The organism is Saccharibacillus brassicae, from assembly GCF_006542275.1.
GTDB classification, from domain to species: Bacteria; Bacillota; Bacilli; order Paenibacillales; family Paenibacillaceae; genus Saccharibacillus; species Saccharibacillus brassicae.
This window is the reverse complement of sequence record NZ_CP041217.1, coordinates 1,456,463-1,481,703: the sequence shown is the minus strand read 5'-3', so window position 1 is coordinate 1,481,703 and position 25,241 is coordinate 1,456,463. Positions and strand designations below refer to the sequence as shown.

Here is a 25,241-nt window from a genome sequence, read left to right as displayed (position 1 = left end):
CGGAAGCTTTTTTTGGGGATTTAACCGGGGAGCGTGCCTCCGGCCGCCTGATCGTTCAAACATTCAATTGCTCAACGTTCAATCGTTCGACTAATCATTCAACCAAGCATCCATTCAATCGATCAAGTCCGCCTGTCGAAGCAGGCGCTGCGCGAGCGCCGCCGTCTCGGCCCGGCTCATCGTGGCGGCCGGGTTAAGCTTGCCGCCGCTGCCCTGGACGAGTCCCGCGGACAATACGTTGCGCACGGACTCCAGCGCCCAGCGGCCGACCCGGTCGGCATCGCTGTAAGCTTCGAGCGAAGTGCCGCCGGCCGAAGAAGCCGGCTTGGCGATTTGCATCGCGCGAGCCAGAATCGCGAACGCTTCCTGGCGCGAGATCGTGGACAGCGGGCGGAACGTGCCGTCCGCGTACCCGTCGATCAAGCCGTATTCGGCGGCTTTGCCGACGGCTCCGGCGTACCAGTCGCCGGAGGAGACGTCGGTGAAGCCGGCCGTCGATCCGTTGTCGGCCAGGCCCAGCGCCCGGACGAGCACGGCGGCGAATTCGGCCCGAGTGACGCTCCCCGCCGGATTGAAGCGGTCTTTGTCGATGCCGTTCAGGATCTGGCGCGAAGCCATATCCGCAACGGCGCTTTGCGACCAGAGGCCCGCCGCGTCGACGAAGGTGCGAGGACTCCAGATCAGCGCGTAATCGCTGTTGGTCAAGCTGTTGATTTCGGCCGCGTAGACTTCATTATTGCGCGTGATCGAAGTCGGCACGTGGCGCAGGCTGCCGTCCGCTTCGATCACGACGGCCGTCGTAATGCGGCCCGGATCGGAACCGGCCGGAATCGGCAGCTCGCGCTGCACGTAATTCGGGAACGTCTTCCATTCGGTCGTCTGCCCCGCGTAGGAGGCATCGACCTTGAACGTGACCGGAGGCGCGACGACGACGAAGCCTTCGGCTGCGGCACGCGCGTTGAGGGCGGCGATCGTGCCGGCCGCGCTGCGTTCTATCGTAATTCGGACTTCAACTTGGGCCGGATCGGCGCTGCCGCGTGCGGAGCCGTCAAGCTGGGCAAGGGACAGTTCCGCAGCCGGCAGGGTATAGCTGCCGAGCGGGCTCTCGATACGCAGCGTCGCGCCGCGAGCTTGCAGCAGGCGGAGTGCTTCTCCGCTCAGCTGCGTCGTGACGATGTCGGCCTGAGCCGTTACCGGCACGAGAATCAGCGGATCGGGGCCTTCGCCAGCCAGCAGCGAGGAGAGCCGGGCCGTATCGATAGCGGCGTTGAACGCCGTTTGTCCGTTGCCTTGCTTCAGCGTGCCGGTCGCGATCTGCTCGACTACACGTCCGTTGATCCGGATCTCGAAGCCGTTCGGGGACGGGGCGGGCGGATTCGCCGGAGTCGGCACGGACGGCGACGGGATGCCGCCGTCGTTCACCGGATCGGCCGATCCGCCGTTCTGGCCTCCGCCCGGGTTCGGAGCGGCGGCGCGATTTGTGCGGATCGTGTAGACTTCCTGCGTCATGCCGTCCTGGGCGGTCACTTTGACCGCAATGACGTTTACGCCGACCGCGAGTTCCACGGGAGCGGATGACGTGCCATTCGCGGCCGGGAGTCCCTGAACGGTCAAGGAAGCGCCTGCGTCGTAGACCGAAGCGGTCACGGTCACGCGGCTTGTGTCGTACGGCACGGCGAGCGAATAATCGCGTACGGCGCGATCGAACGCCGGCGTTATCGTTTGGCCGTCCACGGCCAAAGACCGAAGTTCGGCGGCCGACGAAGCCGGAATCGCTTTTACCGTCACGTCGAACGTGCGGATCGCCGATTCGCTGCCGAGAACGATTGTGGCCGTCAATTTCACCGTGCGGTCTCCGCCGTCGAACGAACTCCGCGTCACGGTGCCGCTGGCGTCGATCGTCAGCGGTGTGTCGGAAGTCCAGGAGAGGGTCGTGCCGTTCGGACCCGATGTCGGCAGCGTCACGTTCTGTGTGACGGAAGAAGCGTCGTCGCCGGGCGCGTATCCGACTTGCAGCGAATCGCGGTCGGTCTGCACCGCTTGAAGATCGGTGATCGGGATCGCTTTGACCACGACCGTAAACGTTTTGATCGACAGCTGGGCATTTTTCTGAATCAAGGCGTTAAGCACGACGGAGGTATCCGTGTTCGGATAAGACGGCCGCGTCACCGTGCCGTCCGCTTGAATGAAGCCCGGAAGACTGCTGGTCCAGTTGACGGTCGTCCCGTTGGTTCCCGTCGAAGGCAGCGTCAGATCCTGTGTGACGGCAGCCGGGCCGTCGCCGGGCGCATAGCCCACTTCCAGCTTGGCGTAAGCGTCACTGACGGAATCCGCGTCGCTGATTTCGCTGCGCGTGACCGTGATCGTGTACGTCCGGGTCGTTCCGTTCTGGGCGGTCACGACCGTCTCGATGTCGTTTCGTCCGACCGCCAACGCAATCGCGCCGGAAGCATTGCCGCTTGTGACCGGCGCGTTGTTAACCTTGACGCTGGCCGTGGAGTCGGCCGTCGTCGGGGTGACGGTCAGGCTCGTCGTCGCATTCGATACGTCGGCGGCATAATTCGTCGTTCCCGCGGCGAACGCCGGAGACAGCGTGCCCGAGCTCAACGACAAATCGCCCAAGTCGTTGTTGCCGCTCGTGGCCCGCATCACGCGTACGGTATATTCTCTGGACGTTCCGTTTTCCGCGGTAACCTTCACCGTAATGAGGTTAAAGCCCGTGTTCAAAGGAATCGCGTCCGAAGCTTTGCCTTGTGCGACGAACACTTCGTTAACCGCCAAGCTGGCGTTGGCATCGGCCGCCGTCGGGGTGACCGTCAGGCTCGTCGTCGCATTCGATACGTCGGCGTTGTAGACTCGCGTTCCCGCGGCGAAAGCCGGAGACAGCGTGCCCGAGCTCAACGACAAGGCGCCCAAGTCGTTGTTGCTGCTTGCGGGCCGGGTCACGGTAATCGTATACCTTTTGCTCGCCCCGTTCTGCGCGGTGACATCCACGGAGATCTCGTTTGCGCCGGGAGCCGTCGGAATCGGGTGCGAAGCGCTGCCGCTCAAGGCGCCGACCCCGTTCACTGCAACGCTTGCCGTCGTGTCGGCGGTCGTCGCTGTCACGGTCAGGGTCGCAGCTTCCGCGGTAGCCGCGACGGTATATTCCATCGTAGCGGAATTGAACGAAGGAGAGAGCGTACCGCTGCTCAACGACAGCGCGCGCAAGTTGGTGTTGCCGTTCGCGGCCCGGGTGACGGTAACCGTATAGCTTTGGGAAGTCCCGTCCTGGGCGGTAACCTTCACCGTAATCCGGTTCGTTCCTACCGACAACACGATCGCGCCGGAAGCGCTGCCGCTTGAGACGGGGCTGTCGTTCACGGTGACGCTGGCTCTGGCATCCGCAAGCGTCGGAGTGACGGTCAGGCTCGTCGTCGCGTTCGATACGCTTGCGATATAACCGGTCTTGTCAGAGGCGAACGCGGGGGACAGCGTGCCGCTGCTTAACGCCAACGCGCTCAAATCGGCATTCGCACTTGGCACTTGCGCCCGCGTGACATTGACCGTGTACGTCTGGGTGGTGGTGCCGTCCTGGGCGGTTACGACGGTCTTGATCTCGTTCGTGCCTACGTTTAGCGCGATGCTGCCCGAAGCATTGCCGCTCGTGACCGCCACGCCGTTCACGGAGACGGAAGCATTGGCGTTGGACACGGTCGGCGTTACGGTCAGGCTCGCAACGGAGTTGGGCACGTTGGCCGAGTAACCGGTCGTCCCGGAAGCGAACAGAGGAGACAGGCTGCCCTGGCTCAGCGCAAGGTTGGCCAAGAAGGCATTGCTGCTCGGCGGCGCGGCCCGCGTGACGTAAACGGTATACGTTTTGGCGGTCATGCCGTCCTCGGCGGTTACGACGACCCTGATCTCGTTGCTGCCCACCGCCAGCGCGATGGCGCCCGAAGGGCTGCCGCTCGTTGTCGCGGCGCCGTTCACGAGGACGCTTGCACTGCTGCCGGCAAGCGTCGGCGTGACCGTAAGGCTGGTAACGCTGTTGGCTGCGCCGACGTCGTAGCGGGTTGTCGCGGGATCAAAAGAAGGGGACAGCGTGCCCTGGCTCAGTACCAAATTGGCCAGATTGGCATTGGTGCTCGGCGCGGCCCGCTTAACGGTGACCGTATAGGTCGTGGTCGATCCGTCCTGCGCCGTGACGGCGACGGGAATCGGATTGTCGCCTACCGCAAGCGGCACGTTCCTGCCGCTGCCGCTGGTCGCGTTCGTACCGTTGATCTGGACGGTGGCATTGGCCTGATTGACCGTAGGGGTAAGGTTCACGCTCGTCGTACCGTACACGACGTCTGCCTTATAGCCGGTCGTTCCGGCGGCAAAAGCGGGGGATAACGTGCCGGGGCTGATCGCAAGAGTATTCAGCGAGGAATCGCTGGAGAGGGAGATTGTCTGCGTTCGTATCGTTCCCGACTCTCCGGCGACGGCGAACAGGCTGCCGTTCGCGGCTGCGCCGTATAACGTTTGATTCGTATTGCCGACTTCCGTAGTCCAGAAAGTACCGTTGGCCGAAACGTAAATCAGGCCGGTCGAAACCGTTCCGCCTCCGACCGCGACATACTTGCCGCCGCTGTAAGTAACGTCGTAAATAGGTTCGCCGTTGGCGTCGAAGAGCGTGGAGCTGTTCCAGCTTGAACCGTTCGCGGACACCGATATTTTCCCGTCCGACGTCGCATAGAACAATCCGTTCAGAAATTTCACGCTATAAATCGGACTGCCGCCCGCTGCGGGGCCTCTGTTTGCCCAACTGATTCCGTCGGAGGAACGGTAAGCGTTCCCGTCACTGCCCGCAGCGACGAAAGAACCGCTGCCGTAAGCGATCGCGAGCAGATCAGCCGAGCCAGCCGGCACCTTGCTCCAGGTGATCGCGTCCGCAGAAACGTAGACGCTGCCGAGATTGGCCGCGATCACGTAGGTGGAATTGCCGTACACGATCGCACTCAAATTGTCGGACGTGTTGATGCTGCGATTCGTCCAATTGACCGCGTCGCCGGACGTATACACGGTGCCTGTATTGCCGACGAGGACCCACTGTCCTCCTCCATACGTCACGTTCAGGAACGAGCCCGTATAACCCGCGTCCACGGTCCGCTGCGTCCACGACGAGCCGTCGGGCGAGGTGAGCACTTTTCCGTTCTCGGCCGAAGCCACCCACAAGCCGTTGCCGTAATGGATCTTGTAGATCGGAACGGTCGTATCGGAAGTGACCGCCGTCCATGAGGACGCAGCCGAAGCCGTTCCCGCCATCCAGATGCTTGAAGTGAAGAGCAGCAGGAAGGCCAGTGCCACGTTCGTTAATCGGTAAAAAAGAGAGCGTTGATTCTTTCTGTTCATACGGGTCTTGAGCCCCTCTCGAAAGCCGGATTGATTTACTTTTGCGACGTACCGATCCCGAACCCTTATATAGAGCTGTCAAGGTACGAATAGCTTAGCCGATTTCTTTCGAATTTGATACATGTTTGTTGCGGCTTCCGCCCCTTTTGCCGACTTGCTTACACAGGACGGATGAGTCCGTCTCGATTCTTATTCCATAGCAGCTTACGTTTTTATGGGTAATAAGACGTATACAGTCGGCAAAAGCGTAGGCAGCCGGCAGACGGCCAAACACGGCTTTTTTTGGAGGAGGAACAAGATGTCGGAACAAGTACAGGCGTCACGGACGTCCAGGCAGCTTCAATCGAACATGAACTGGCGAGAAAATATCGTCTACGAAATTTACGTCCGCAGCTTCAACGACAGCAACGGGGACGGCGTCGGCGATCTGCGCGGCATTATCGACAAGATCGACTATATCGAACAGCTCGGCGTCACCGCCGTCTGGCTGTCCCCGATCTTCGATTCGCCCAACCGCGATTACGGGTACGACGTGATCGATTACCGCGGCATCCATCCCGAATACGGGACGCTGGACGATTTCGACGAATTGTTGGCGCTGCTGCATGAACGGGGCATCCGCCTCGTGATGGAGATCGTGCCGAACCATACGTCGAGCGACCATCCGTGGTTCAAGCAGGCGCTTCAAGGCCGGGACGATCCGTACCGCGATTATTACATTTGGCGGCCTGCGAGCGAAGACGGCGGCCCGCCGAACAACTGGACGTCGTTCCTCGGCGGTTCGTCCTGGAAGCTGCATGAAGAGACGGGCGAATATTATTTGCACACGTACGCGTGGCATCAGCCGGACCTGAATTGGGAAAATCCGAAGGTGCGTCAGGAAATTTGCGAAGCGATGGACTTTTGGCTGGAAAAAGGCGTGGACGGATTCCGGGTCGATACGGCGAACGTGCTGTCCAAAGACATGAGCTTCCCCGATACCGAAGACACGCAGCGTATTCAGGGCAGCGGCGAACCTTTTTACAAAAACGGACCGCGCATCCACGAATATCTGCGCGAAATGCGCGACAAAGCATTTTCCCGGTATCCGGTGTTCACGATGGGAGAAGCGTCGCAGGTGGAGCTCGAAGACGTCGAAGACTTCACCCTTCCCGAACGCGGCGAACTCGATTTGATTCTCATGATCGAAGCGTCCAAAATTTGCGACGAAGCCGAAGACATGTGGCAGTCCAAGCCGTGGAAGCTGAGCCATATGAAACAGATCATGCGCAAATGGCTCAAGGACCTGCATCCCGACGCCTGGATCGGCCTGTATCTCAGCAACCACGACCATGTGCGGATGGTATCGTACCTCGGCGACGACAAGGAGCATCGGGAAGAGTCGGCCAAGATGCTGTCGGTGTTCCTGATGACGCTGCGCGGCACGCCGAACCTGCTGCAGGGCGAAGAGCTGGGCATGACGAACGCGCACTTTTTTAACACCATCGACGATATCAAGGAACAGCAGGCGCTGGCCTATTACAAGCTGATGGTCGAAGAACGCGGCGAAGACCCGGAGACGATCCTCGGACGGGTGCTGCGCAAAAACCGCGACCACAGCCGGACTCCGATGCAGTGGACGGACGAAGACGGCGCCGGATTCACGGCGGGCCGTCCGTGGCAGCGGATCAATCCGAACAAGGCGAAGATCAATGTGCGGCAGCAGGAAGAAGATCCGCAGTCGGTGCTCAACTTGTACCGCAAGATGATCCGGCTGCGCCGCGACCATCCGGTGCTGACGCTCGGCACGTACGAGCCGGTGCTGGAAGAAGACGAGCATATTTACGCCTACGTGCGGGAAGACGCGCAGGAACGCTGGCTGGTCGTGCTCAACTTTTCCAAAACGCCGACCGGACTCGAACTGCCAAGCGAGCTGCGGGCGCATCTCGCGGAAGCGGAGTGCGTCGTCTGCTCGGACGAACAGCGGGCGAGCCAACTGTCGGCAGGCCGGGCGGAGATCGCCCCGTACGCGTATTTCGTTTTCCGTTTGCCGCGATAGATGGGCGCTTTTGGAAATTTCTGCTCGCAGGCGCTATACTAACGGAACAGAAACATCCATCCCCAGTCGAAGAGGTGAACGAAGATGAATTCACAGATCCACGATAGCGGCACGGTACCGGGAACGCGGCGATACCTGATGACGGAAGAAGGCCGGTGGCGGCCCGGCCCGGGTTCGTCGCTGATGATTTTCCGGCAGGACACCGGCGGCGCGGCAGACGAAGCGGAGCTGCTGCTCGGCGTGCTGGAAGCGGCGGAAGATTTTCGCGGCAAGTTCGCCGAAGTCGGCGCGTTCGCCGCGCCGGCCCGGATCGGGGTCGCCCGCGAAGCGAAGCCCGGCGATCTGCTGATAGAGCTGGGCGCGGTGCCCGGCACCGTTCACCCGGAAGCGTACCGGCTCGATATCGGGGACTTCGTGACGTTGACGGCTTCGGATGCGAGAGCGGCGCTGCACGGCCTGCGGACGGTGCGGCAGCTGCTTTCTTCCGGCGGAGGCGAGCTTGAGTACGGCGCGATCGAAGACGAGCCGCTTGTCGGCGAGCGGGCGCTGCATCTCGATATCGGCCGGAAATTTTATCCGCAGGCATGGATCATGCAGCGAATCGGGGAAATGGCGGAATTGAAGCTCAATACGCTCCAGCTGCATTTTTCCGAAAATGAAGGCTTTACGTTCGAAAGCGAGCGCCATCCCGAAGTGATGTCGGAACGCTACCTGACCCGGGCGCAGATCCGGGAGATCGCGGAAGAAGCGCGGCGCCACCGGATCACGCTTATTCCTTCGCTCGATTCGCCGGGGCATCTCGGCTGGGCGCTGCGCAATCGGCCGGAATGGCTGCTGACCGATTCCGAAGGCCGGCCGGCCAAAGGCGCGCTGGACATCACGAACCCCGAAGCGGTCGCGTTCGTGCTGGACCTGATCGACGAATACGCCGAACTGTTCGCGGGCAGCCCGTATTTTCATATCGGAGGCGACGAATTTATCGACTTCGGCACGTTTGCGTCGTATCCGCAGCTCGGCGAGTACGCGCGCGAGACGCTCGGCATCGAAGGCGGAACGGAAGTGGACGCGTACGTCGCTTACCTGAATACGGTCGCGGAGCGCCTCGAAGCCCAAGGCTTTACGGTGCGCGTCTGGAACGACGGGCTGTACCGGGCCGGTCTGGAGCAGCGGGTCCTGCCCAAGCCGTCCATGCAGGTCACGTACTGGACGAAGTGGGACCGCAAAATGGCTTCGGCGCAGACGTTTGTCGATCGCGGGCACGAGCTGGTCAACTTCAACGACGCCTACTTCTATTACGTGCTGGGCGAACATGCGGGCTATACGTACCCGACCGGAGACAAAATCTACGGCGGCTGGCACCCCGGCCTGCTGCCGCGCGTCGGCGAGAACGAACCGCAGGAGTGGGCACTGCCGTACCCCGACGCCCTGCTCGGCTGTTCGTTCTCGGTCTGGTCCGACAAGCCGGAAGCGCAGACGATCGAAGCGGTGGCGCAGGGCATCCGCGAACCGCTGCGCGCCATGGCCGAAAAAGCATGGACCGGAGAGCGGCGGTTCGCGGACTACGCCGCGTTTGCCGCAGCGTGCGAAGCGGCGGGGCTTCGCAGCTGACGCACGGTAAATCACTGAAAATGACGGCATATGACGGCAAGGCGGCATCCGAAGCGGCAGCTCCCCTTGGGGGATTTGCCGCTTTTTGCATGGGAGCGCAGAGGTTCGGCGTCTATGGAAGGATGCCTGTTCGAAAACGGATCAAAAGGAGAGGATAACCATGTCTACCATTCTGATCGTGGAAGACGATTGCAAGATCGCGGAGCTGCTTCGCGGCGATATCGAAAAATACGGCTACCGGGCCGAAGTGGTCGAAGACTTCGAACGCGTCATGGAAACGTTCCGGGAGTCCGAAGCCAAGCTTGTGCTGCTCGACGTCAATCTGCCGAAATACGACGGCTTCTACTGGTGCCGGCAGATCCGGGCGGAATCCGTCTGTCCGATCCTGTTCATCTCCGCGCGCGACGGGCAGATGGAACAGGTCATGGCGCTGGAGAACGGCGCGGACGATTATATTACCAAGCCTTTTCATTACGAAATCGTGCTGGCCAAGATCCGCAGCCATCTGCGGCGGGCGTACGGCGAATACGCGGCGGGCCCGGAAGAGACGAAGATCCAGGCCGGCGGTCTGACGCTCTATCCCGAGCGCTTCGCTCTGGCGGCGGGCGAACGTTCGACCGAGCTCAGCCAGAAGGAATCGCTGCTGCTCGAAGCGCTGCTGCGGCGGGCGGGCCGGGTCGTCAGCCGCGACCGGCTGCTCGGGATCATGTGGGAAGACCATCATTTTATCGATGACAACACGCTGAACGTCTATATTACGCGCGTGCGCAAAAAGCTAAAGGAACTGCAGGCGGCCGAAGTCATCGAAGTGGTGCGCGGCGCCGGATACCTGCTGAACGTGCCGGAAGCGGATTCGCACGAACGGCCGGCAGCCGGTGCAGTCAGCGGCGAAAGCGGCGGCTCCGAAGAACCCGGCGCACGTAGGGCGCACGCGGCGCAAGGCGACGCCGCAGATGCCGGCGCACGCAGGGCGCACGCGGCGCAAGGCGACGCCGCAGAATCCGGCGCACGCAGGACGCACGCGGCGCAAGGCGGCTCCGAAGAATCCGGCGCACGCAGGACGCACGCGGCGCAAGGCGCCACCGCAGATTCCGCCGACGGACAAGTCCGCCAGCCGTCCGAGGGCGAACAGCCGTGAAGCTGTTCTGGCGCGATCAGCTGCCGCTCCTGCTCTTCTTCGCGTTCCAGGCGCTGCTGGTGCCGCTGCTGTACTGGATCAGCGGCGAAGAACGGCCGCCGGATATCATCCTGTACGGCCTGCTGCTGAGCGCCGCCGTATTGGCGGCTTACCTGGCGTTTCGTTACGCGGCGCTGCGCCGGCTCTACACGCGGCTGTCGCATCCCGACGTGCCGCGGTCCGATCGCCTGGAGCCGCTCGGCGAGTCTCTGCTGGCCGAAGCGGTCTCCGAGCTGATTCGCGTCTACGACCGCCAATACGAAGAAGAACTCGCCGCGCGGCGCAGCGCGATGGAACGGCATGTCACGTTCATCGGCCGGTGGGTCCACCAGATGAAGACGCCGCTGTCCGTGCTGCAGCTCTCGGCGCGCGAGATCGAAGACGAAGATCTGGCGGACAGCGTCGCCGAAGAACTGGACCGTCTGCGCCGGGGGCTGGAGATGGTCATCTATACGTCGCGCCTGGAACGGTTCGAGCACGATTTCGCCGCGGAACGGGTCAAGCTGGCGCTGCCGGTGCGCGAAGCGCTGGCGGAGCAGCGGCGGCTGTTTATCGCGCGCCGCATGGTTCCGGTCGTCGACGTGGCGGAAGACGCGGAAGTGTACACGGACGCCAAATGGCTGCAGTTCATTCTGGGACAGATTCTGACCAATGCCGTGCAGTATACCGAAGGCAGCGGCAAAAAGGTGTTCATCCGCGCGTATCCGCGCGGGCCGCGCCTGCTGCTTGAGATTCGCGACGAAGGGATCGGGATTGTCAAGGAAGACCTGAACCGGGTATTGCATCCGTATTTCACCGGGCAGCGGGGACGGCAGTACAAGGAATCGACCGGCATGGGCCTGTATCTGGTCAGCGAAGTCTGCCGGCATCTGGACCACCGGCTCGAACTGGAGTCGGAGCCGGGACTCGGCACGACGGTACGCATCGAATTCCGCGAAGTGCCCGAACAGAATCTTAACGCGAATGTAAGGCGGCATTAAGGAGAATCTCTGGCCGCCTTTTCCGCATGCAGGTAGACTGGGTATCGAAGCAGGAGAGGAGAGACAATCATGAACATTTTGGAAGCAAACGGCTTGAACAAAGTCTATCCCGGCAAAGTATCCACCCAGGCGCTGACCGATATCCATCTGACGATCGCCGAGGGCGAATTCGTCGGCGTCATGGGACCGTCCGGCAGCGGCAAAACGACGCTGCTCAACATGGTCTCGACGATCGACGTCCCGAGTTCCGGCACGGTCAAGATCGGCGGCAAAGATCCGTACGCCATGAAAAGAAACGAGTTGGCCAAATTCCGGCGGCGCGAGCTCGGCTTCGTGTTCCAGGATTTCAACCTGCTGGACACGCTGACAGTCGCGGAAAATATCGTGCTGCCGCTGACACTCGACGGCGTGAACCTCAAAGAGATGGACGAGCGCCTGCATACGATCGCGGACCGGCTCGGCATCCGCGACATTCTCGGCAGCCGCACGTACGAAATCTCGGGCGGACAGCGCCAGCGGACAGCGATCGCAAGAGCCGTCATTACCCGGCCTTCGATTCTGCTGGCCGACGAACCGACCGGCGCGCTCGATTCGAAAGCGTCGCGCGTCGTGATGGAATCGCTGGAAGGCTTGAACGGGCACGACCGCACGACGATCATGCTCGTGACCCACGATCCGCTGGCGGCGAGCTACTGCCACCGCATCGTGTTTATCAAGGACGGACGGTTGGCCGCCGAGATTCATCGCGGAGACAGTCGCCAGGCCTTTTTCCAAAAAATTATCGATACTCTTTCTTTCTGGGGGGGCAGCGCGCATGAACTTTCCTCGATTCGCGTTTAACAACGTGAGGCGCAACGCGCGCGCCTATTTCGCCTATTTGCTCAGCAGCGCGTTTATGGTCATGATCTTTTTCTCGTTTGCGGTGTTCATTTTCCATCCCGCGATCGAAGGCAGCGAGATGAACCGTATGACCAAAGCCGGCATGCAGGCCGCGGAATACGTCATTTTCGCGTTTGCGTTTTTCTTCGTGCTCTACTCGATCAGCGTGTTTCTCAAATCGCGCAACAAAGAGTTCGGCCTGCTGCTGATGCTCGGCGCCAAGCCGGGGCAGCTCAACCGCCTTGTGTGTCTGGAAAACCTGTTGATCGGAGCGGGGGCAATCTTCGGCGGCATTGGCGCGGGGCTGCTGCTGTCCAAGCTGTTCCTGCTGCTCGCCGCACGAATCACGGAGACGGAAGAACTGCCGTTCTACTGGCCGGTCAAAGCGGCTCTGCTGACGACCGGCGCGTTCGCGCTGCTGTTCCTCGTCCTCTCGATCCTGACGCTGCTGTTCGTGCGCAAGCACAACGTGCTCGAACTGATCCGCGGCGACGCCAAGCCCAAAAAAGAACCGAAAGCGTCGATCCTGCTGTCGCTGCTCGGCATCGCGCTGCTGGTCGCCGGGTATATGGCGCTGCAGGGCGAAGAACTCGAGCCGGCCTGGATCTTCATCGCGGCCGCAGCGGGCATCGCCGGCACGTATTTCTTCTATTCGCAGCTGTCCGTATTGTTCATGCGCCTGCTCAAACGCAATCGCGCCTTCGTCTGGCGGCGCACAAACCTGCTCTGGATCTCGGAGCTGGCGTACAAGATCAAGGACAACGCCCGAATCCTGTTCCTCATTACCGTCGTCACGTCGATCGCGTCGATGAGCGCCGGCTTCGTGCTGTCGCTTCAGCAGGAGACGCAGCGGCGGTACGCCGATAACCCGGTTTCGTTCGAATTGAACGTGAGCGATCCCGAGAAGCTGGCCGCGGACAAAAGCGCGGTGGAGACGTTCGTCTCCGAACGCGGGCTGAACGCCGGCGATTATGCCCAAGCCGAAGTCCGTCAGATGTACGTGTACATGACGGGCGGGGCGGCGAGAGAGCTGATGACGCGCCTGATCTCGGCTTCGGATTACGCCAAAGTGTCCGCGCTGTGGGAGACGCCTGCTTTTGCGGCGGCTTCCGGCGGCGGAGAAGCGCTGCTGCTGCTTCCGCCGGTCCGCGAAGGCCAACGACATCCGTCCGCAGGAGACACCGTGACGCTTGCAAGCGGCGAATCTTCGTTTGCGGTCACGCAGACCGGAGGCGGAGCGGCATTCACGGCCGCTTCCGGCATGCCGGTACTCGTCGTCGCCGACGGGGCGTTCGAATCGGTCCGGCAGCAGCTCGGCGAAGAAGCGAGCCTCAGCACGCATATCTATTACGTCGTTCCGGCGTGGGACCGGGCGGATACGCTGTCTTCCGACAGCCGCGAAGCTCTGATCGGTGCCGAGATGCAGCGCTGGTGGAGAGGAGAACGCGGCGACAGCTACAGCGACCGTCCGATCTCGGGCTCGATGGACGTGCGCAGCGCTTCGTATCTCGATTTCAAGCAGCAGGTGTCCATTTTCGGCTTTATCGGCGTGTTCGTGGCGCTGATGTTCTCGCTGTCGTCGGCCAGCTTCCTGTACTTCAAGCTGCATGCCGAGTTGACGCGCGACAGCCAAATGTACCATGCGCTATCCAAAACGGGCCTCAGCATCGGCGAGATGAAGAAATCCGCCACGCTGCAAATCGCGCTGCTCTTTTTCATTCCGATCGCGGTGTCCGCCGTCCAGACGTTCGTCGTGCTGAATCCGATCCTGAAATTCATGAGCGTCGGCAGCATCACGGTTCCGGTACTGACGACGACCGCAGCCTTCCTGGCGGCGCAGATGCTGTACTTCTTCATCGTGCGAGGCCGGTATTTGGGCAGGTTGAAGAAGGTAATGGTGTAAAAAGAAAAGGCACGGTGCGCGGTTCGTCATACTTGCGGACTGTTGCCCGGCCGTTTGCGGGTACACAATAGAGAGACAGAAAACGCGGCGCGGACAAGAAGGTCTTGTCGCGCCGCTTCGCAAACGGAGGAGAACCGATGAGAGAGCAAACGATCAACGCCATAAAAGCTTTGAAAGCGATAAAAGCGATGCAGGCGGTTCAAGGCGAACCGGGTTCGACAGATTCGCCGGCCGCAAACGGATATGAGGACAAAGGAGAGAGCGGGAGCGAAACTTCTGCGGAGAATGCGAGCGAAGTCTCTGCGACAAGCGGAGCGGGCGGGGCGCTTACGGCTAGCGCGCCGGACGCGGTACAGAATGTGGCACAGAAAGCCGTGCAAGCGAAGGGCGTGTCGCAGGGTGATAAAGCGCAGCATGGAACCGGCGGCGCAAGCGGACCGGCAGCCGGCGGCACGCGCGAGCGCCGGCTCGATCTCGCCGTCGACCTGGCGCCGTACCTGCGCGGGTGGACGCTCGTCTCGGCTTCGCTCGGCCACGACGGCCGCGCTTACGTGCTGCTGATCGACGGGGAGCCGGTCCGCGAAGCGGGCTTCGTGCCGTCCGGCCTGCAGGCCGCGCCCCGCTACAAAGTGCTGGTCGTCGAGCTGCGTTCCCCGGCAGGTTCCGCTGCGCAGGACGTTGTCGAAGAAATCGCGGTCGAAGGCGAATCGTTCAACTATCACTACGTGCAGCCGCTCGGGGCGGATCTGCTGCTGGTCGGCGCGCGCAGCCGGTATTACGGCCGCGACCAGTACGACCTGAACGCCGCCGTGTTCGACCGGAGCGGACAGCCGCTGCGCCGCTTCCTCGTCGGCGACGGCATTCAGAGCGTCCAGACGACGGCCGGCGGGCTGATCTGGACAAGCTTTTTCGACGAGGGCGTGTTCGGCAATTACGGCTGGAGCCGCCCGGTCGGGGAGAGCGGCCTGATCGCCTGGGACAGCTGGGGCATCCGCGTATTCACGAACAGCGAAGCGGATATCGCCGACTGCTACGCGCTGAACGTCGTGTCGGACCACGAAGTCTGGTTCTACTACTACACCGACTTCAAGCTGTGCCGCCTGTTCGGTCCGGCCGTGCAGCCGAGCGTTTCGTTTCTCGATCCGAAGCTTGCCGGCTCTTCCGTAGTCGCGACCGACGGCGCGCGCTTTCTGCTGGACGGCGGCTACAACCGACTCGGTACGTACACGCTGCTGCGGCGCGACGGTTCCGGTGCGCTCACGCGAAGCGAAGAGTGGACGTTCGCGGATGCGGCCGGCCGCCCGCTGCAAGCGCCGATCGGCTATGCGCGCGGCGCAGCGCTGCTGCTGCTGGACGAAGCGAAATTGTACGTTTGCCGCCTGGACGAATGGAATGAACGGCCGGGCGGGCGAGGCTAGGCTTCGAATTCGGCCCGTTCTGCGGACCGGCCCGGTTCTGCGGATCGGCCCGGTTCTGCGGATCGGCCCGGAGTCGCGGAAACGGAGTCCGTGGTCGGTTCCGGACGGTTCCGCTTCCGCGCCGGTCACGCGTTTGTGCAAAAAGTTTCCCCCGAATGTGCATTGTTTCCCGCAGCGGCGAAAGCTAGAATGGGGAACAGACAGTGAGAATGAAAATCAATTGGGGGAAAAAAGGATGAACAAAATCGGGTTTACGACGATAAAAACCGGGGCTTTGGTTCTGATGTTGGCGCTCGGTGCGGCATTGGCCGGCTGCGGAGCGAACAGCGGACCGGCGACTTCGGCGGCCGGGACCGAAGGATCTTCGGGGCAGGCACAGGAGGCCGAAGCGGCAGGCAATCAGGCTTCGTCTGCCGATAGCGAAGCCGGCCAGGAAGCCGAAGCCGCGGACACCCGCGTCGTGCAGGGCGAATTCGGCGAAGTGACGCTGCCGGCCCATCCGAAGCGCGTAGCCGGCATCTATCTGGAAGATTACTTGTCGGCGCTCGGCGTGACGCCGGTCGTCCAGTGGTATCACCCGAACTGGGGCGTGCAGGATTACCTGAAGCTCGACGTGCCGCAGTACGATACGAGCGGCAGTCCCGAAGCGCTGCTCGCGCAGCAGCCCGATCTGATTATGCTGGACGGCGGCGTCGACCGGGCCGGCTACGAGACGTATGCGAAGATCGCTCCGACGTATCGGCTGCCGGAGAGCGTCCTGCAGGATTCCAAGCAGATTCTGCTCGCCGTCGCCGACGCGCTCGGTATGCCGGACAAAGGCCGGGAAGTGCTCGCGCAGTACGAAAATACCGTCGCGGACGACAAAGCGAAGCTGCAGGAAGCGATCGGCGACGAGACGGTCGCGGTCGTGCGCCTGAACGGCGGAGAGAAGACGCTTGCGCTGTTCGGCGTCAAGAACCGCTTCGTCGGTTCCCTGTACAGCGAACTCGGATTGACGCCGCACCCGATGGTCGGCGAAATGGAAGAGTACCAGCAGATCATTTCCGAAGAAGGACTGGCCGATCTGGACGCGGACCACATTTTTATTTTCCCGGCCAACGGCGAGTGGGACTCGGCGGAAAACAAAGAAGCCGCAAAGATTCTGGAGCGTCCGATCTGGAAATCGCTCAAAGCCGTCAAAAGCGACCACGTCTACACCGTCGAACGCTCTTACTGGCAGTCGGGCGGCATTCAGGCCAACCTGCTAAAATTCGCCGATGTCATGAAAAATCTCGCGCCGTAACGGTCCGATTGCCGGTGACCGCCGGTGACCGTCTAAGAGTAGCGTTTGTTGAAAAAGAGTTCGCTTCGAAGCGCCGAAAAGTCTTTTGGAGACTTTTCGGCGCTTTTTGCTGTTCGGAATCGGGCGTGAACCGTCCTGCCAGCCGGGAAGAGGCTCGAACGGATTGCCTGCGCCGCGAGAATGACGTATACTAGGCGCCAGACGATAATGAGAAACATTATCAATGAAGGGGGCTTGGACGTGGAGCGGATACCCTTTGCTTATACGCTGACCGATATTCGGTATGAAGAAATAAGCCCCGGACCGGACCGGTCCGGGGAAGGCGGGCCGATCGACGGTCTGCCGCAAGGCGAGCGGCCGACCGGACAGGCGCAAGCGCGCCGCGCTTCGGCCGGCGCCGAACTGTGGGTCGTGACCGGCGGCACCGGATCGGTGCACTGCGGAGAAACGGCCTGGCCGCTCGCCCGGGGCCGCCTGCTGCTGGGCCCGCTCGGCGGCGTTCGGGCGGTGTCGGCCGGGCCGGCGGCGGAGGCCGGCCGGCCTGATGCGGCGGCGGGCGCGGGGGGAGCTGAAGCGGCGGAAGCGGAGATGTCCGAGGCGGAGCGGAGAGAGGCTGCGGAAGCGGAGCGGAAGGCGGCAGGCCGAAGCGGGCCTGCGGCGGAGCGGGGAGAGGCAGCGGAAGCGGAGCGAAAAGCAGCAGGCCGGAGTGGGCCTGCGGCGGAGCGGGGAGAGGCGGCGGGGATGTCCGCGACGGAAGCGGCGATGTCCTTGCCGCAGCTTCAAGCGGCAGGCGCGGAGCCGCTGACGCTGTATCGGCTCGCTTTTTGCGCAGCCGATCGTTCGGGAGCGCCGCTGCCGCCCGGCGAGGCGCTGCCTTTCGTCGGCGCGACGGATTTCGCGCCGTTCTCGTTCTGCGCGGAGAGAGCGCAGAAGCTGCATGAACGCCGCGGGGAGACCGGCGGGGCCGCCGCGCTTGAGCGCCAGATCGCGTTTCAGGAGCTGCTGCTCGCCGCCGTCAGGCAGCGCGAGAGCGCTTCGCGGGCCGGAACGGGCGGAAGTGCGGCCCTGGATGTCCGCGAAGCGGTGCGGCGGTCGATCGCGCGAATCGATCGCGAATACCGCGAGCCGTTTACGGTCGAATCGCTGGCCGCCTCGGCCGGCATCGGACGCTGGACCTATACGAACCTGTTCAAGGAAGCGACCGGCAGCCTGCCGCTCGATTACTTGAACCGGGTCCGGATCGGGCAGGCGAAGCAGCTGCTGCTGGCGACGGAAGACCGGCTGGGCGAGATCGCCCAGCGCGTCGGCTTCAGCAGCGAATATTATTTCAGCCGCCGCTTCAAACGCGAAGCCGGCCTGTCGCCCGGCCAATACCGGCGGCTGCATCGCCGGGAAGTGCGCGTCTTCGCGCCTTACCTCGAAGACGCCCTGCTCGCGCTCGGCATCGTGCCGATTGCGCAGTACAGCCACAGCGCCTGGGGCGTGCAGGCATATCTGCCGCTTGAAGGAGTGCCCGCATTCGACGTCGCGGACGGAACGCGCGAAGACCTGCTGCGCCTGAAGCCGGAGCTGCTGCTGTTCGACGACGGCTTCGAACGCTGGCGATTGGACCGCTTGTCCGGCGTTGCGCCCAGCCTGCTGCTGGAGCAGCCCGGCGAAGCCTGGGCGGACAAGCTGCGCGGGACGGCCGCTTTGTTCGGCCGCGAAGCGGAAGCCCGGCACAGGCTGCGCCGCTACGACGAAGAAGTCCGCGACGCGGGTTCGCGCCTCGCCGCGATGCCCGGCGGGAGCGCTTCGCGCGGCTCCGTCGCGTGCCTGCGCATTTCGGCGCAGCAGATTCGGCTGTACGCGCAGCACAGCGGTTATACCGGCCCGCTGCTGTACGGCGAGCTCGGCTTGAAGCCGCCCGGGCTGCTGCGGCATATGCCCGAAGCGCAGCGAAGCCTGCTGCTGCGCCCCGACGAACTTGCGCAGGTCGATGCCGACCATTTATTCGTCATTTTCGACAAGTCCGACAACCGGCATCCCGGCGACGAGAGACGGCTGCTGGAGCATCCGTGCTGGCGCACCCTGCCCGCGGTCCAAGCCGGCCGGGTGTACGAAACGGACTTTTTCGCCTGGATGAATTACGGCATATTGGCGCACGGTCGCAAGATCCGGGACGTGCTGGAGACTTTGCTCTAGCCCGAACAGTAGCTTCCGCCGCCAAAAAGCAAACCCGCGCCAAGAAGCCCGACCTTCGACAGTCTGATCTGTCGGGGATCGGGCTTTTTCGCATAGGGAGTATGTGGAGCCGTCTTTTCGGTAGTTTCGAGTGCCGCCTTACCTCGTTCAGAAGATTTGCCGGATAAATGTTGCCTTTTCGTGCGAATATCTGCTCGATCCGCCGATTTCCGCGCCGAATGTTGACCTTATGTGCACATTTTTCTGGTTTGCAACGGATTATAGGCCTACTGCGCATAAAATGTTGCCTTTTCGTGCGAATATTTGCCCGATCCGCCGATTTTCGCGCCGAATGTTGACCTTATGTGCACATTTGGCTCACTTTCAGCGGATTATAGGCCTGCTGCGCATAAAATGTTGCCTTTTCGTGCGAATATTTGCCCGATCCGCCGATTTCCGCGCCGAATGTTGACCTTATGTGCACATTTTTCTGGTTTGCAACGGATTATAGGCCTGCTGCGCATAAAATGTTGCCTTTTCGTGCGAATATTTGCCCGATCCGCCGATTTCCGCGCCGAATATTGACCTTATGTGCACATTTGGCTCACTTTCAGCGGATCATAGGCCTGCTGCGCGTAAAATGTTGCCTTTTCGTGCGAATATTTGCCCGATCTGCCGATTTCCGCGCTGAATGTTGACCTTATGCGCACATTTGGCTCACTTTCAGCGGATTATAGGCCTACTGCGCATAAAATGCTGCCTTTTCGTGCGAATATTTGCCCGATCCGCCGATTTCCGCGCCGAATGTTGACCTTATGTACACATTTGGCTCACTTTCAGCGGATTATAGGCCTGCTGCGCATAAAATGCTGCCTTTTTGTGCGAATATCTGCTTGATCCGCCGATTTCCGCGCCGAATGTTGACCTTATGCGCACATTTGGCTCACTTTCAGCGGATTATAGGCCTACTGCGCATAACATGTTGCCTTTTCGTGCGAATATTTGCCCGATCCGCCGATTTTTGCGCCGAATGTTGACCTTATGCGCACATTTGGCTCGTTTGCAGTGGACTACAGCGCTAATGCGAATAAAATGTTGCCTTTTCGTGCGAATATTTGCCCGATCCGCCGATTTCCGCGCCGAATGTTGACCTTATGTGCACATTTAGCTCGTTTGCAGCGGATTATAGGCGTTATACGCGTAAAATGTTGCCTTTTCGTGCGAATATTTGCCCGATCCGCCAATTTCCGCGTCAAATGTTGACCTTATGTGCACATTTGGCGGATACAGCTAGACGCGTCCGATTTCGGGGCTGTCGAACTTCACGGACACTTCGATGTCGCGGTCGTAGCTGCCGAAGCCGCGGCCGAACAGGCTGACGCCGCCGGGGTGGGCGGCGTCCGCACGGCTCTCGATCCGCAGCGCGATCTCGCGGCCCGCCGAAGCGCCCATTGGCGCTTCGGCCCCGGCGCCGCGCATCCCCGCATCGCTCCCCGCATCGCCGCCCTCTGCGGCTCCGCCCGCGCCCCGCGCCGCCTCCGCCCCGCCCCCCACGCCCTGCATGGCGTGAATATCCAGGTCGGCCGCCGTCACGTCCGACAGTTTCGTGCCGTCCATGAACGTGCCGTCTTCGCGCACGGACAAAGTCTTCAGCAGCCCGTATTGGCTGCTGTGTTCGCTCCACCATTCGGGCGTGTGGAGCCCGCGCCTGCCGCCGAAATTGCCGGGGCAGGTCCAGGTGCCGACCGGCACGCCGCCGATCTCAAACGAGATATCGGACGGCCAGTTCGGGTTGTAGCCGGGCGCTTCGGAGCCGAGTTCCAGCGTGACGGAAATCTCGCGCACGGTCTGCGCGCCGACGAGATAGTTCGGAATCCGGTACTCGACGTAGCCGGAACCGAACCACAGATGCCGCGCCCCGACGCGGGCCGGATCGGCAAAATACCGCGGATCGTCCATCATGCCGATCAAGCGCGATTCGGAAGCGAGTCCGCACGTCGGACGGACTTCGTGTTCCGCGTATTGGCCGACGGGAATCGAGACGGCGTAGGCGCTCCGGTCCGCCTGCGACGGATGGGAGCGGAAATTGAGCGTCAGGCTGTCTACGGCCAGCCGGCACATTTTGCGGCGGCCGCGCGTGCCGGTAACGCTCTCGGAAGCGAGCAGCCCGGCTTTTTCCATTTTCTGAATATGTTTGGTGACGATGGCGGACGAGACTTGCAGTCGTTCCGCCAGCTCGCCGATGCTCATCGGACGTTCGCCGAGCAGCTCGAAGATACGCACCCGCGTCTCGGACGCGAAACATTCGAGCAGCGGCAGGTTTTCCAGGGTAACGGCTATATGCATCGCGAACCTCCTTCATATGCTCAATCTCGTGTACTCAATCTCACGTACTCAACCTCGTATACTCATTCTCACCTTCTCATTCTTCTTCCCAATCTTCGGCTCATTTTCAGCTTCGGTTTTATTTTCACGCCTTCAATCGCAATCCAATCATATAACCGTAAAGTTAATTAATCAACTTATATTGACTTGAAATCGCTTATCGCGCATACTGTTTTCGACAGATGGAAGCGTTATTTTTATAACTCGAAAGTTAACAAAAAGGAGCGATAAAAATGGGCACGAATCGTAACGAAGCAGCAGGGATCGGTCGACCGGAGTATCCGCGGCCGCAGTTTGTCCGGGATCACTGGGTCAATCTGAACGGGGAATGGGAGTTTGCGTTCGACGACGAAGACCGGGGAAGCGCAGCGGGCTGGAGCGGCGGGGAACAGTCTTTGGGGCAAAAGATTCAGGTGCCGTTCGCGTACCAGAGCCGGCTGAGCGGGATCGGGGAGACCGATTTCCACGACAACGTCTGGTACCGCCGCCTGTTCGACGTACCGGAATCGTTTGCGGCGCGGCAGGTGCTGCTGCACTTCGGCGCGGTCGATTACTCGGCCAAAGTCTGGGTGAACGGCGTGTTCGTCGCGGCGCACGAAGGCGGGCATACGCCGTTCAAGGCGGATATTACGCACGCGCTGCACGCGGACGGAACGCCGAATGCGCTGGTTGTGCAGGCGCTCGACGAGAGCCGCAACCTGGAACTGCCGCGCGGCAAACAATTTTGGAAAAAAGACTCGGCCAGCATTTTCTATACGCGCACGACCGGCATCTGGCAGACGGTATGGATCGAAGCCGTGCCGCGGACGTATCTGGACAAAGTCAAACTGACGCCGGACATCGACAACAAGCGGATAGAGATCGTGCCGCATATCGCGAATTACGCGCCGGGCCGGGAGCTGCGGCTGCGCGTGTCGATTTCTTTTGGAGGCGTGCGCGTGACCGAGCAGACGTACGACGTGACCGGGCGCACGATGACGCATACGATCGGGCTGGCCAACTTCAACGCGCAGGAACGCGAGACGCTGTGGGCGCCGGAGCATCCGAATCTGTACGACATTTCGTATACGCTGCTGGACGGGGAAGCCGAGACCGATCGGGTGGAGAGCTACTTCGGCATGCGCAAAATATCGGTCGAAGGCGGCCGGTTGTGCCTCAACAACAGTCCGTACAAAATGAAGCTGGTACTCGACCAGGGTTATTTTCCGGACGGTATCCTGACGCCTCCGAGCGAAGCGGACATCCGGCGGGACATCGAACTGACGAAGGAAATGGGCTTTAACGGCGCGCGCAAGCACCAGAAGCTTGAAGATCCGCGGTATTTGTACGGGTGCGACAAGCTCGGCCTGCTCGTCTGGAGCGAAGCGGCCAACGCGTACAGTTACTCGGACCAGTACGTGGAACGTTTTCAGCGGGAGTGGATCGAAGCGGTCGACCGCGATTACAACCATCCGTCGATCGTCGTCTGGGTGCCGCTTAACGAGAGCTGGGGTGTGCCGGATCTGGCGCGCGACCCGCTTCAGCAGCATCATTCGCTCTCGCTTGTCTATCTCACCAAGTCGCTCGATCGGATGCGTCCGGTCATCTCGAACGACGGCTGGGAACACACGGTCAGCGACCTGGTCACGATTCACGATTACGAGTGGCGGCGCGAAGTGCTCGAAGAACGGTACGCGGCGGCGGAAAAAGCGCTCAGCCTCGTTCCCGGCGGCCATCCGGTGATGGCGCACGGGTACGGTTACCGGGGCGAGCCGCTGCTGGTAACGGAGTTCGGCGGCATCGGCTACCAGAAAAGCGAATGGGAAGGCTGGGGCTACTCCGGCGCAAGCAGCGACGAAGATTTCGAAGAGCGCCTGCGCAACGTGATCGGGCCGCTGCTCGACTCCGAGCTGGTGCAGGGCTACTGCTACACCCAGCTGACCGACGTCGAGCAGGAGATCAACGGCCTGCTGACGTACGACCGGGTGCCGAAGATTCCGCTGGACAAGATCCGGGCGATCAACGAAGGCCGGTAAACTTTTTGGCATCCGAGCATCCGAGCATCCGAGCATCCGAGCATCCGAGCATCCGAGCAACTGAACATTCTAACCTCCCAACAACCGAATATACGCAGAGTAAAAAAGGCCAACACTTTCGCAATTCCGGAAGCGTCGGTCCTTTTTTTGATAAATTCCGGATCGTTTAGTCAAAATATAATTGACCGATCAGTCCGGAAATGATAAAGTGGGGTCGAAGCTTGATGCCGCAGGCGACAAAGAGTCTGCGTCCATATCCCAATCCGAAGGAGAGGAAGCACGATGAGCACCGTTACGCGAGCAAGAGCCGAAGAGATCATGTCCGTTTTTGCACAAAGTTTTTTGCAGGGAGAATACGAGGTTTTTCTGGATCTGTTTCATGAAGATGTCCGTTTCGAGTTTCCGTACGCGCCCGATCCTTATCCGAAAAGATTGCAGGGCATCGGCGAACTGCGCAGCCATCTCGAAGCCCTTCAAGACCTGTTCGTCATTCACTCGTTCTCCGACCCGGTCATTCATCGTTCCGCGGACGGCCCCGTATTCACGGCGGAGTTTGAAGGACACGGCACCCTGCTGCAATCCGGCAAACCGTACGACCAGCACTACATTTCGGTGATCGAACTCCAAGAAGACCGGATTATCCGGTATCAGGATTACTGGAATCCGCTGAGCACAGGTTAAACGAGGGCAGGACGTCCGGCAGCCCGTTCGTGTCGGCGCCGGATCGATCCCTTTGTGCATATCGCTGTTCGATTTTGTCATTCCGATCTCATCTTTTCCATTCCTAATTTTATTTCAAAAGGAGCTGTTCCGTATGACCTCTTCTTCCCCTTCTTCACCAATTCGAATTCTGCTGACCGGCGGGCAGGGCAAAACGTCTTCCCGCCTCGCGCGGCTGCTGAGGCTTCAAGGCCACGCGGTCCGACAAGCCGGACGCAGACCGGCGCAGTCCCGCGACGGACAACCGGACAGCGTCGTGTTCGACTGGTACGACCCTTCGACCTACGAAGCTGCGTTAACGGGCATGGATGCCGTCTATCTGGTAGCTCCGCCCGATCTGCACCCGGAGCAGGTCATGATTCCTTTTATCCGAAAAGCGCGGGAAGCTTCTGTCCGACGCTTCGTGCTGCTGTCCAGCGCTTCCGTGTCGGCAGACGATCCGGTGTTCGGACCGATCCACCGGGAACTGCGCAGCGGCGCTGCGGAATGGGCCGTGCTGCGTCCTTCCTATTTCATGCAAAATTTTAGCGAGACGGCGCATGCCTATACGATTCGCGAATCGAATCGGATCTTTACCGCGGCCGGCTCCGGCAAAGTCGGGTTCGTCGACGCCGAAGACATTGCGGCGGTCGCTGCCGAAGCGCTGACGCGCCCGGAGCCGTTCAACGACGAACTCGTGATCACCGGCCCGGAAGCGTTGAGCTACGGCGAAGCGGCCGAGCGGATCGGCGAACTGACCGGCCTGCCGGTGCAGCATATCGCGATCACGGAAGACGAACTGAGACAGAACCTGATTGCAGTCGGCCTTCCGCGCGAATATGCGGCCTTTCTGGCCGGTCTGGACACGCGAATCCGCGTGGAGGGCAGCGAAGACCGCGTCACCGATACGGTGCGCCGCGTGACCGGACGCGAGCCGCGTTCGCTGACGGATCATATACGGGCAAATTCGGCTTCGCTGCGTTCGGAGCCAGAGCCGGATCAAGCGGGGCGTACCAAGCTGTAGAATCGGGCCGTAAAATAAAATCAGACCTCCAAAAGAGGAAGGCGCCGCGTTCGGCGGTCAGCCAAGCACCGCCGACCTGCGACTTCACGAACTTTCGCCATACGAAAAGCCGCCGGTCAAATCGGGATTCCCGATTTGACCGGCGGCTTTTCGGCGAACCGAATGAAACGGAGCTGAACCTAACCGACTCATACCGAACCGAATCTAATCGATGCGATCGGAACCGAATCTAACCCATCCGAGCCCCGAGGCGTGCGCCAACCGGAAGCGCGGCACGTTCAACGCCGGTCCGGCCGG

The 25,241-nt window shown here is 61.3% G+C and carries 13 protein-coding genes and 1 pseudogene; 12 read left to right on the top strand and 2 right to left on the bottom strand.

Going from position 1 to position 25,241, the window contains the following annotated elements; all coding sequences use genetic code 11:
• Nucleotides 1-114: 114 nt before the first annotated feature.
• Nucleotides 115-5,373 carry a cadherin-like beta sandwich domain-containing protein gene (locus FFV09_RS06065; protein ID WP_141446965.1) on the bottom strand — a complete coding sequence of 1,753 codons (5,259 nt, stop codon included), beginning with the start codon at nucleotides 5,371-5,373 and terminating at the stop codon, nucleotides 115-117.
• 298 nt (nucleotides 5,374-5,671) lie between these two features.
• Between FFV09_RS06065 and FFV09_RS06060 the strand changes: the two genes are divergently transcribed.
• From FFV09_RS06060 to FFV09_RS06020, 9 genes and pseudogenes are all read left to right on the top strand, one after another.
• Nucleotides 5,672-7,411, top strand: coding sequence for a glycoside hydrolase family 13 protein (locus FFV09_RS06060; protein WP_141446964.1), 1,740 nt, complete (start codon nucleotides 5,672-5,674; stop codon nucleotides 7,409-7,411).
• A gap of 84 nt (nucleotides 7,412-7,495) precedes the next feature.
• On the top strand, nucleotides 7,496-9,019 hold the full coding sequence (locus FFV09_RS06055) for a beta-N-acetylhexosaminidase (protein ID WP_141446963.1): 1,524 nt from the start codon (nucleotides 7,496-7,498) through the stop codon (nucleotides 9,017-9,019).
• A gap of 160 nt (nucleotides 9,020-9,179) precedes the next feature.
• Nucleotides 9,180-9,854, top strand: a pseudogene (locus FFV09_RS06050) (response regulator); the annotation flags it as partial.
• 299 nt (nucleotides 9,855-10,153) lie between these two features.
• A complete protein-coding gene (locus FFV09_RS06045) occupies nucleotides 10,154-11,176 on the top strand; it encodes a sensor histidine kinase (protein ID WP_141446962.1) in 1,023 nt (340 codons plus the stop codon).
• A 69-nt stretch (nucleotides 11,177-11,245) separates the two neighbouring features.
• Nucleotides 11,246-12,016 (top strand): ABC transporter ATP-binding protein, encoded by a 771-nt coding sequence (locus FFV09_RS06040; protein WP_141446961.1) that lies wholly within the window; start codon nucleotides 11,246-11,248, stop codon nucleotides 12,014-12,016.
• Nucleotides 11,991-13,958 carry an FtsX-like permease family protein gene (locus tag FFV09_RS06035; protein ID WP_141446960.1) on the top strand — a complete coding sequence of 656 codons (1,968 nt, stop codon included), beginning with the start codon at nucleotides 11,991-11,993 and terminating at the stop codon, nucleotides 13,956-13,958. The genes FFV09_RS06040 and FFV09_RS06035 overlap by 26 nt, the downstream gene beginning before the upstream one ends.
• A 137-nt stretch (nucleotides 13,959-14,095) precedes the next feature.
• Nucleotides 14,096-15,376, top strand: coding sequence for a hypothetical protein (locus tag FFV09_RS06030; protein ID WP_141446959.1), 1,281 nt, complete (start codon nucleotides 14,096-14,098; stop codon nucleotides 15,374-15,376).
• Between the two features lie 235 nt (nucleotides 15,377-15,611).
• A complete protein-coding gene (locus FFV09_RS06025; RefSeq protein ID WP_141446958.1) occupies nucleotides 15,612-16,658 on the top strand; it encodes an ABC transporter substrate-binding protein in 1,047 nt (348 codons plus the stop codon).
• Nucleotides 16,659-16,898: 240 nt separating this feature from the next.
• Nucleotides 16,899-18,842 (top strand): helix-turn-helix domain-containing protein, encoded by a 1,944-nt coding sequence (locus FFV09_RS06020; RefSeq protein WP_141446957.1) that lies wholly within the window; start codon nucleotides 16,899-16,901, stop codon nucleotides 18,840-18,842.
• A gap of 1,269 nt (nucleotides 18,843-20,111) precedes the next feature.
• Here the strand turns inward: FFV09_RS06020 and FFV09_RS06015 are convergent.
• Complete coding sequence (locus tag FFV09_RS06015) at nucleotides 20,112-21,167, bottom strand: ArsR/SmtB family transcription factor (RefSeq protein ID WP_141446956.1); 1,056 nt, start codon at nucleotides 21,165-21,167, stop codon at nucleotides 20,112-20,114.
• 272 nt (nucleotides 21,168-21,439) lie between these two features.
• Here FFV09_RS06015 and FFV09_RS06010 point away from each other — a divergent pair, with 272 nt between their 5' ends.
• The 3 genes from FFV09_RS06010 to FFV09_RS06000 all read left to right on the top strand — a co-directional run bounded on the left by FFV09_RS06010 (nucleotide 21,440) and on the right by FFV09_RS06000 (nucleotide 24,944).
• Nucleotides 21,440-23,221, top strand: a complete 1,782-nt coding sequence (locus FFV09_RS06010; RefSeq protein WP_141446955.1) for a glycoside hydrolase family 2 protein — start codon at nucleotides 21,440-21,442, stop codon at nucleotides 23,219-23,221.
• A 282-nt stretch (nucleotides 23,222-23,503) separates the two neighbouring features.
• Complete coding sequence (locus tag FFV09_RS06005) at nucleotides 23,504-23,902, top strand: nuclear transport factor 2 family protein (protein WP_141446954.1); 399 nt, start codon at nucleotides 23,504-23,506, stop codon at nucleotides 23,900-23,902.
• Between the two features lie 133 nt (nucleotides 23,903-24,035).
• On the top strand, nucleotides 24,036-24,944 hold the full coding sequence (locus FFV09_RS06000) for an NAD(P)H-binding protein (RefSeq protein WP_141446953.1): 909 nt from the start codon (nucleotides 24,036-24,038) through the stop codon (nucleotides 24,942-24,944).
• Nucleotides 24,945-25,241: the final 297 nt, after the last annotated feature.

Coding starts and splice junctions, on each gene's coding strand:
- FFV09_RS06065 (WP_141446965.1), bottom strand. CDS start 5,373: ATGAACAGAAAGAATCAACGCTCTCTTTTTTACCGATTAACGAACGTG.
- FFV09_RS06060 (WP_141446964.1), top strand. CDS start 5,672: ATGTCGGAACAAGTACAGGCGTCACGGACGTCCAGGCAGCTTCAATCG.
- FFV09_RS06055 (WP_141446963.1), top strand. CDS start 7,496: ATGAATTCACAGATCCACGATAGCGGCACGGTACCGGGAACGCGGCGA.
- FFV09_RS06040 (WP_141446961.1), top strand. CDS start 11,246: ATGAACATTTTGGAAGCAAACGGCTTGAACAAAGTCTATCCCGGCAAA.
- FFV09_RS06035 (WP_141446960.1), top strand. CDS start 11,991: ATGAACTTTCCTCGATTCGCGTTTAACAACGTGAGGCGCAACGCGCGC.
- FFV09_RS06030 (WP_141446959.1), top strand. CDS start 14,096: ATGAGAGAGCAAACGATCAACGCCATAAAAGCTTTGAAAGCGATAAAA.
- FFV09_RS06025 (WP_141446958.1), top strand. CDS start 15,612: ATGAACAAAATCGGGTTTACGACGATAAAAACCGGGGCTTTGGTTCTG.
- FFV09_RS06015 (WP_141446956.1), bottom strand. CDS start 21,167: ATGCATATAGCCGTTACCCTGGAAAACCTGCCGCTGCTCGAATGTTTC.
- FFV09_RS06010 (WP_141446955.1), top strand. CDS start 21,440: ATGGGCACGAATCGTAACGAAGCAGCAGGGATCGGTCGACCGGAGTAT.
- FFV09_RS06005 (WP_141446954.1), top strand. CDS start 23,504: ATGAGCACCGTTACGCGAGCAAGAGCCGAAGAGATCATGTCCGTTTTT.
- FFV09_RS06000 (WP_141446953.1), top strand. CDS start 24,036: ATGACCTCTTCTTCCCCTTCTTCACCAATTCGAATTCTGCTGACCGGC.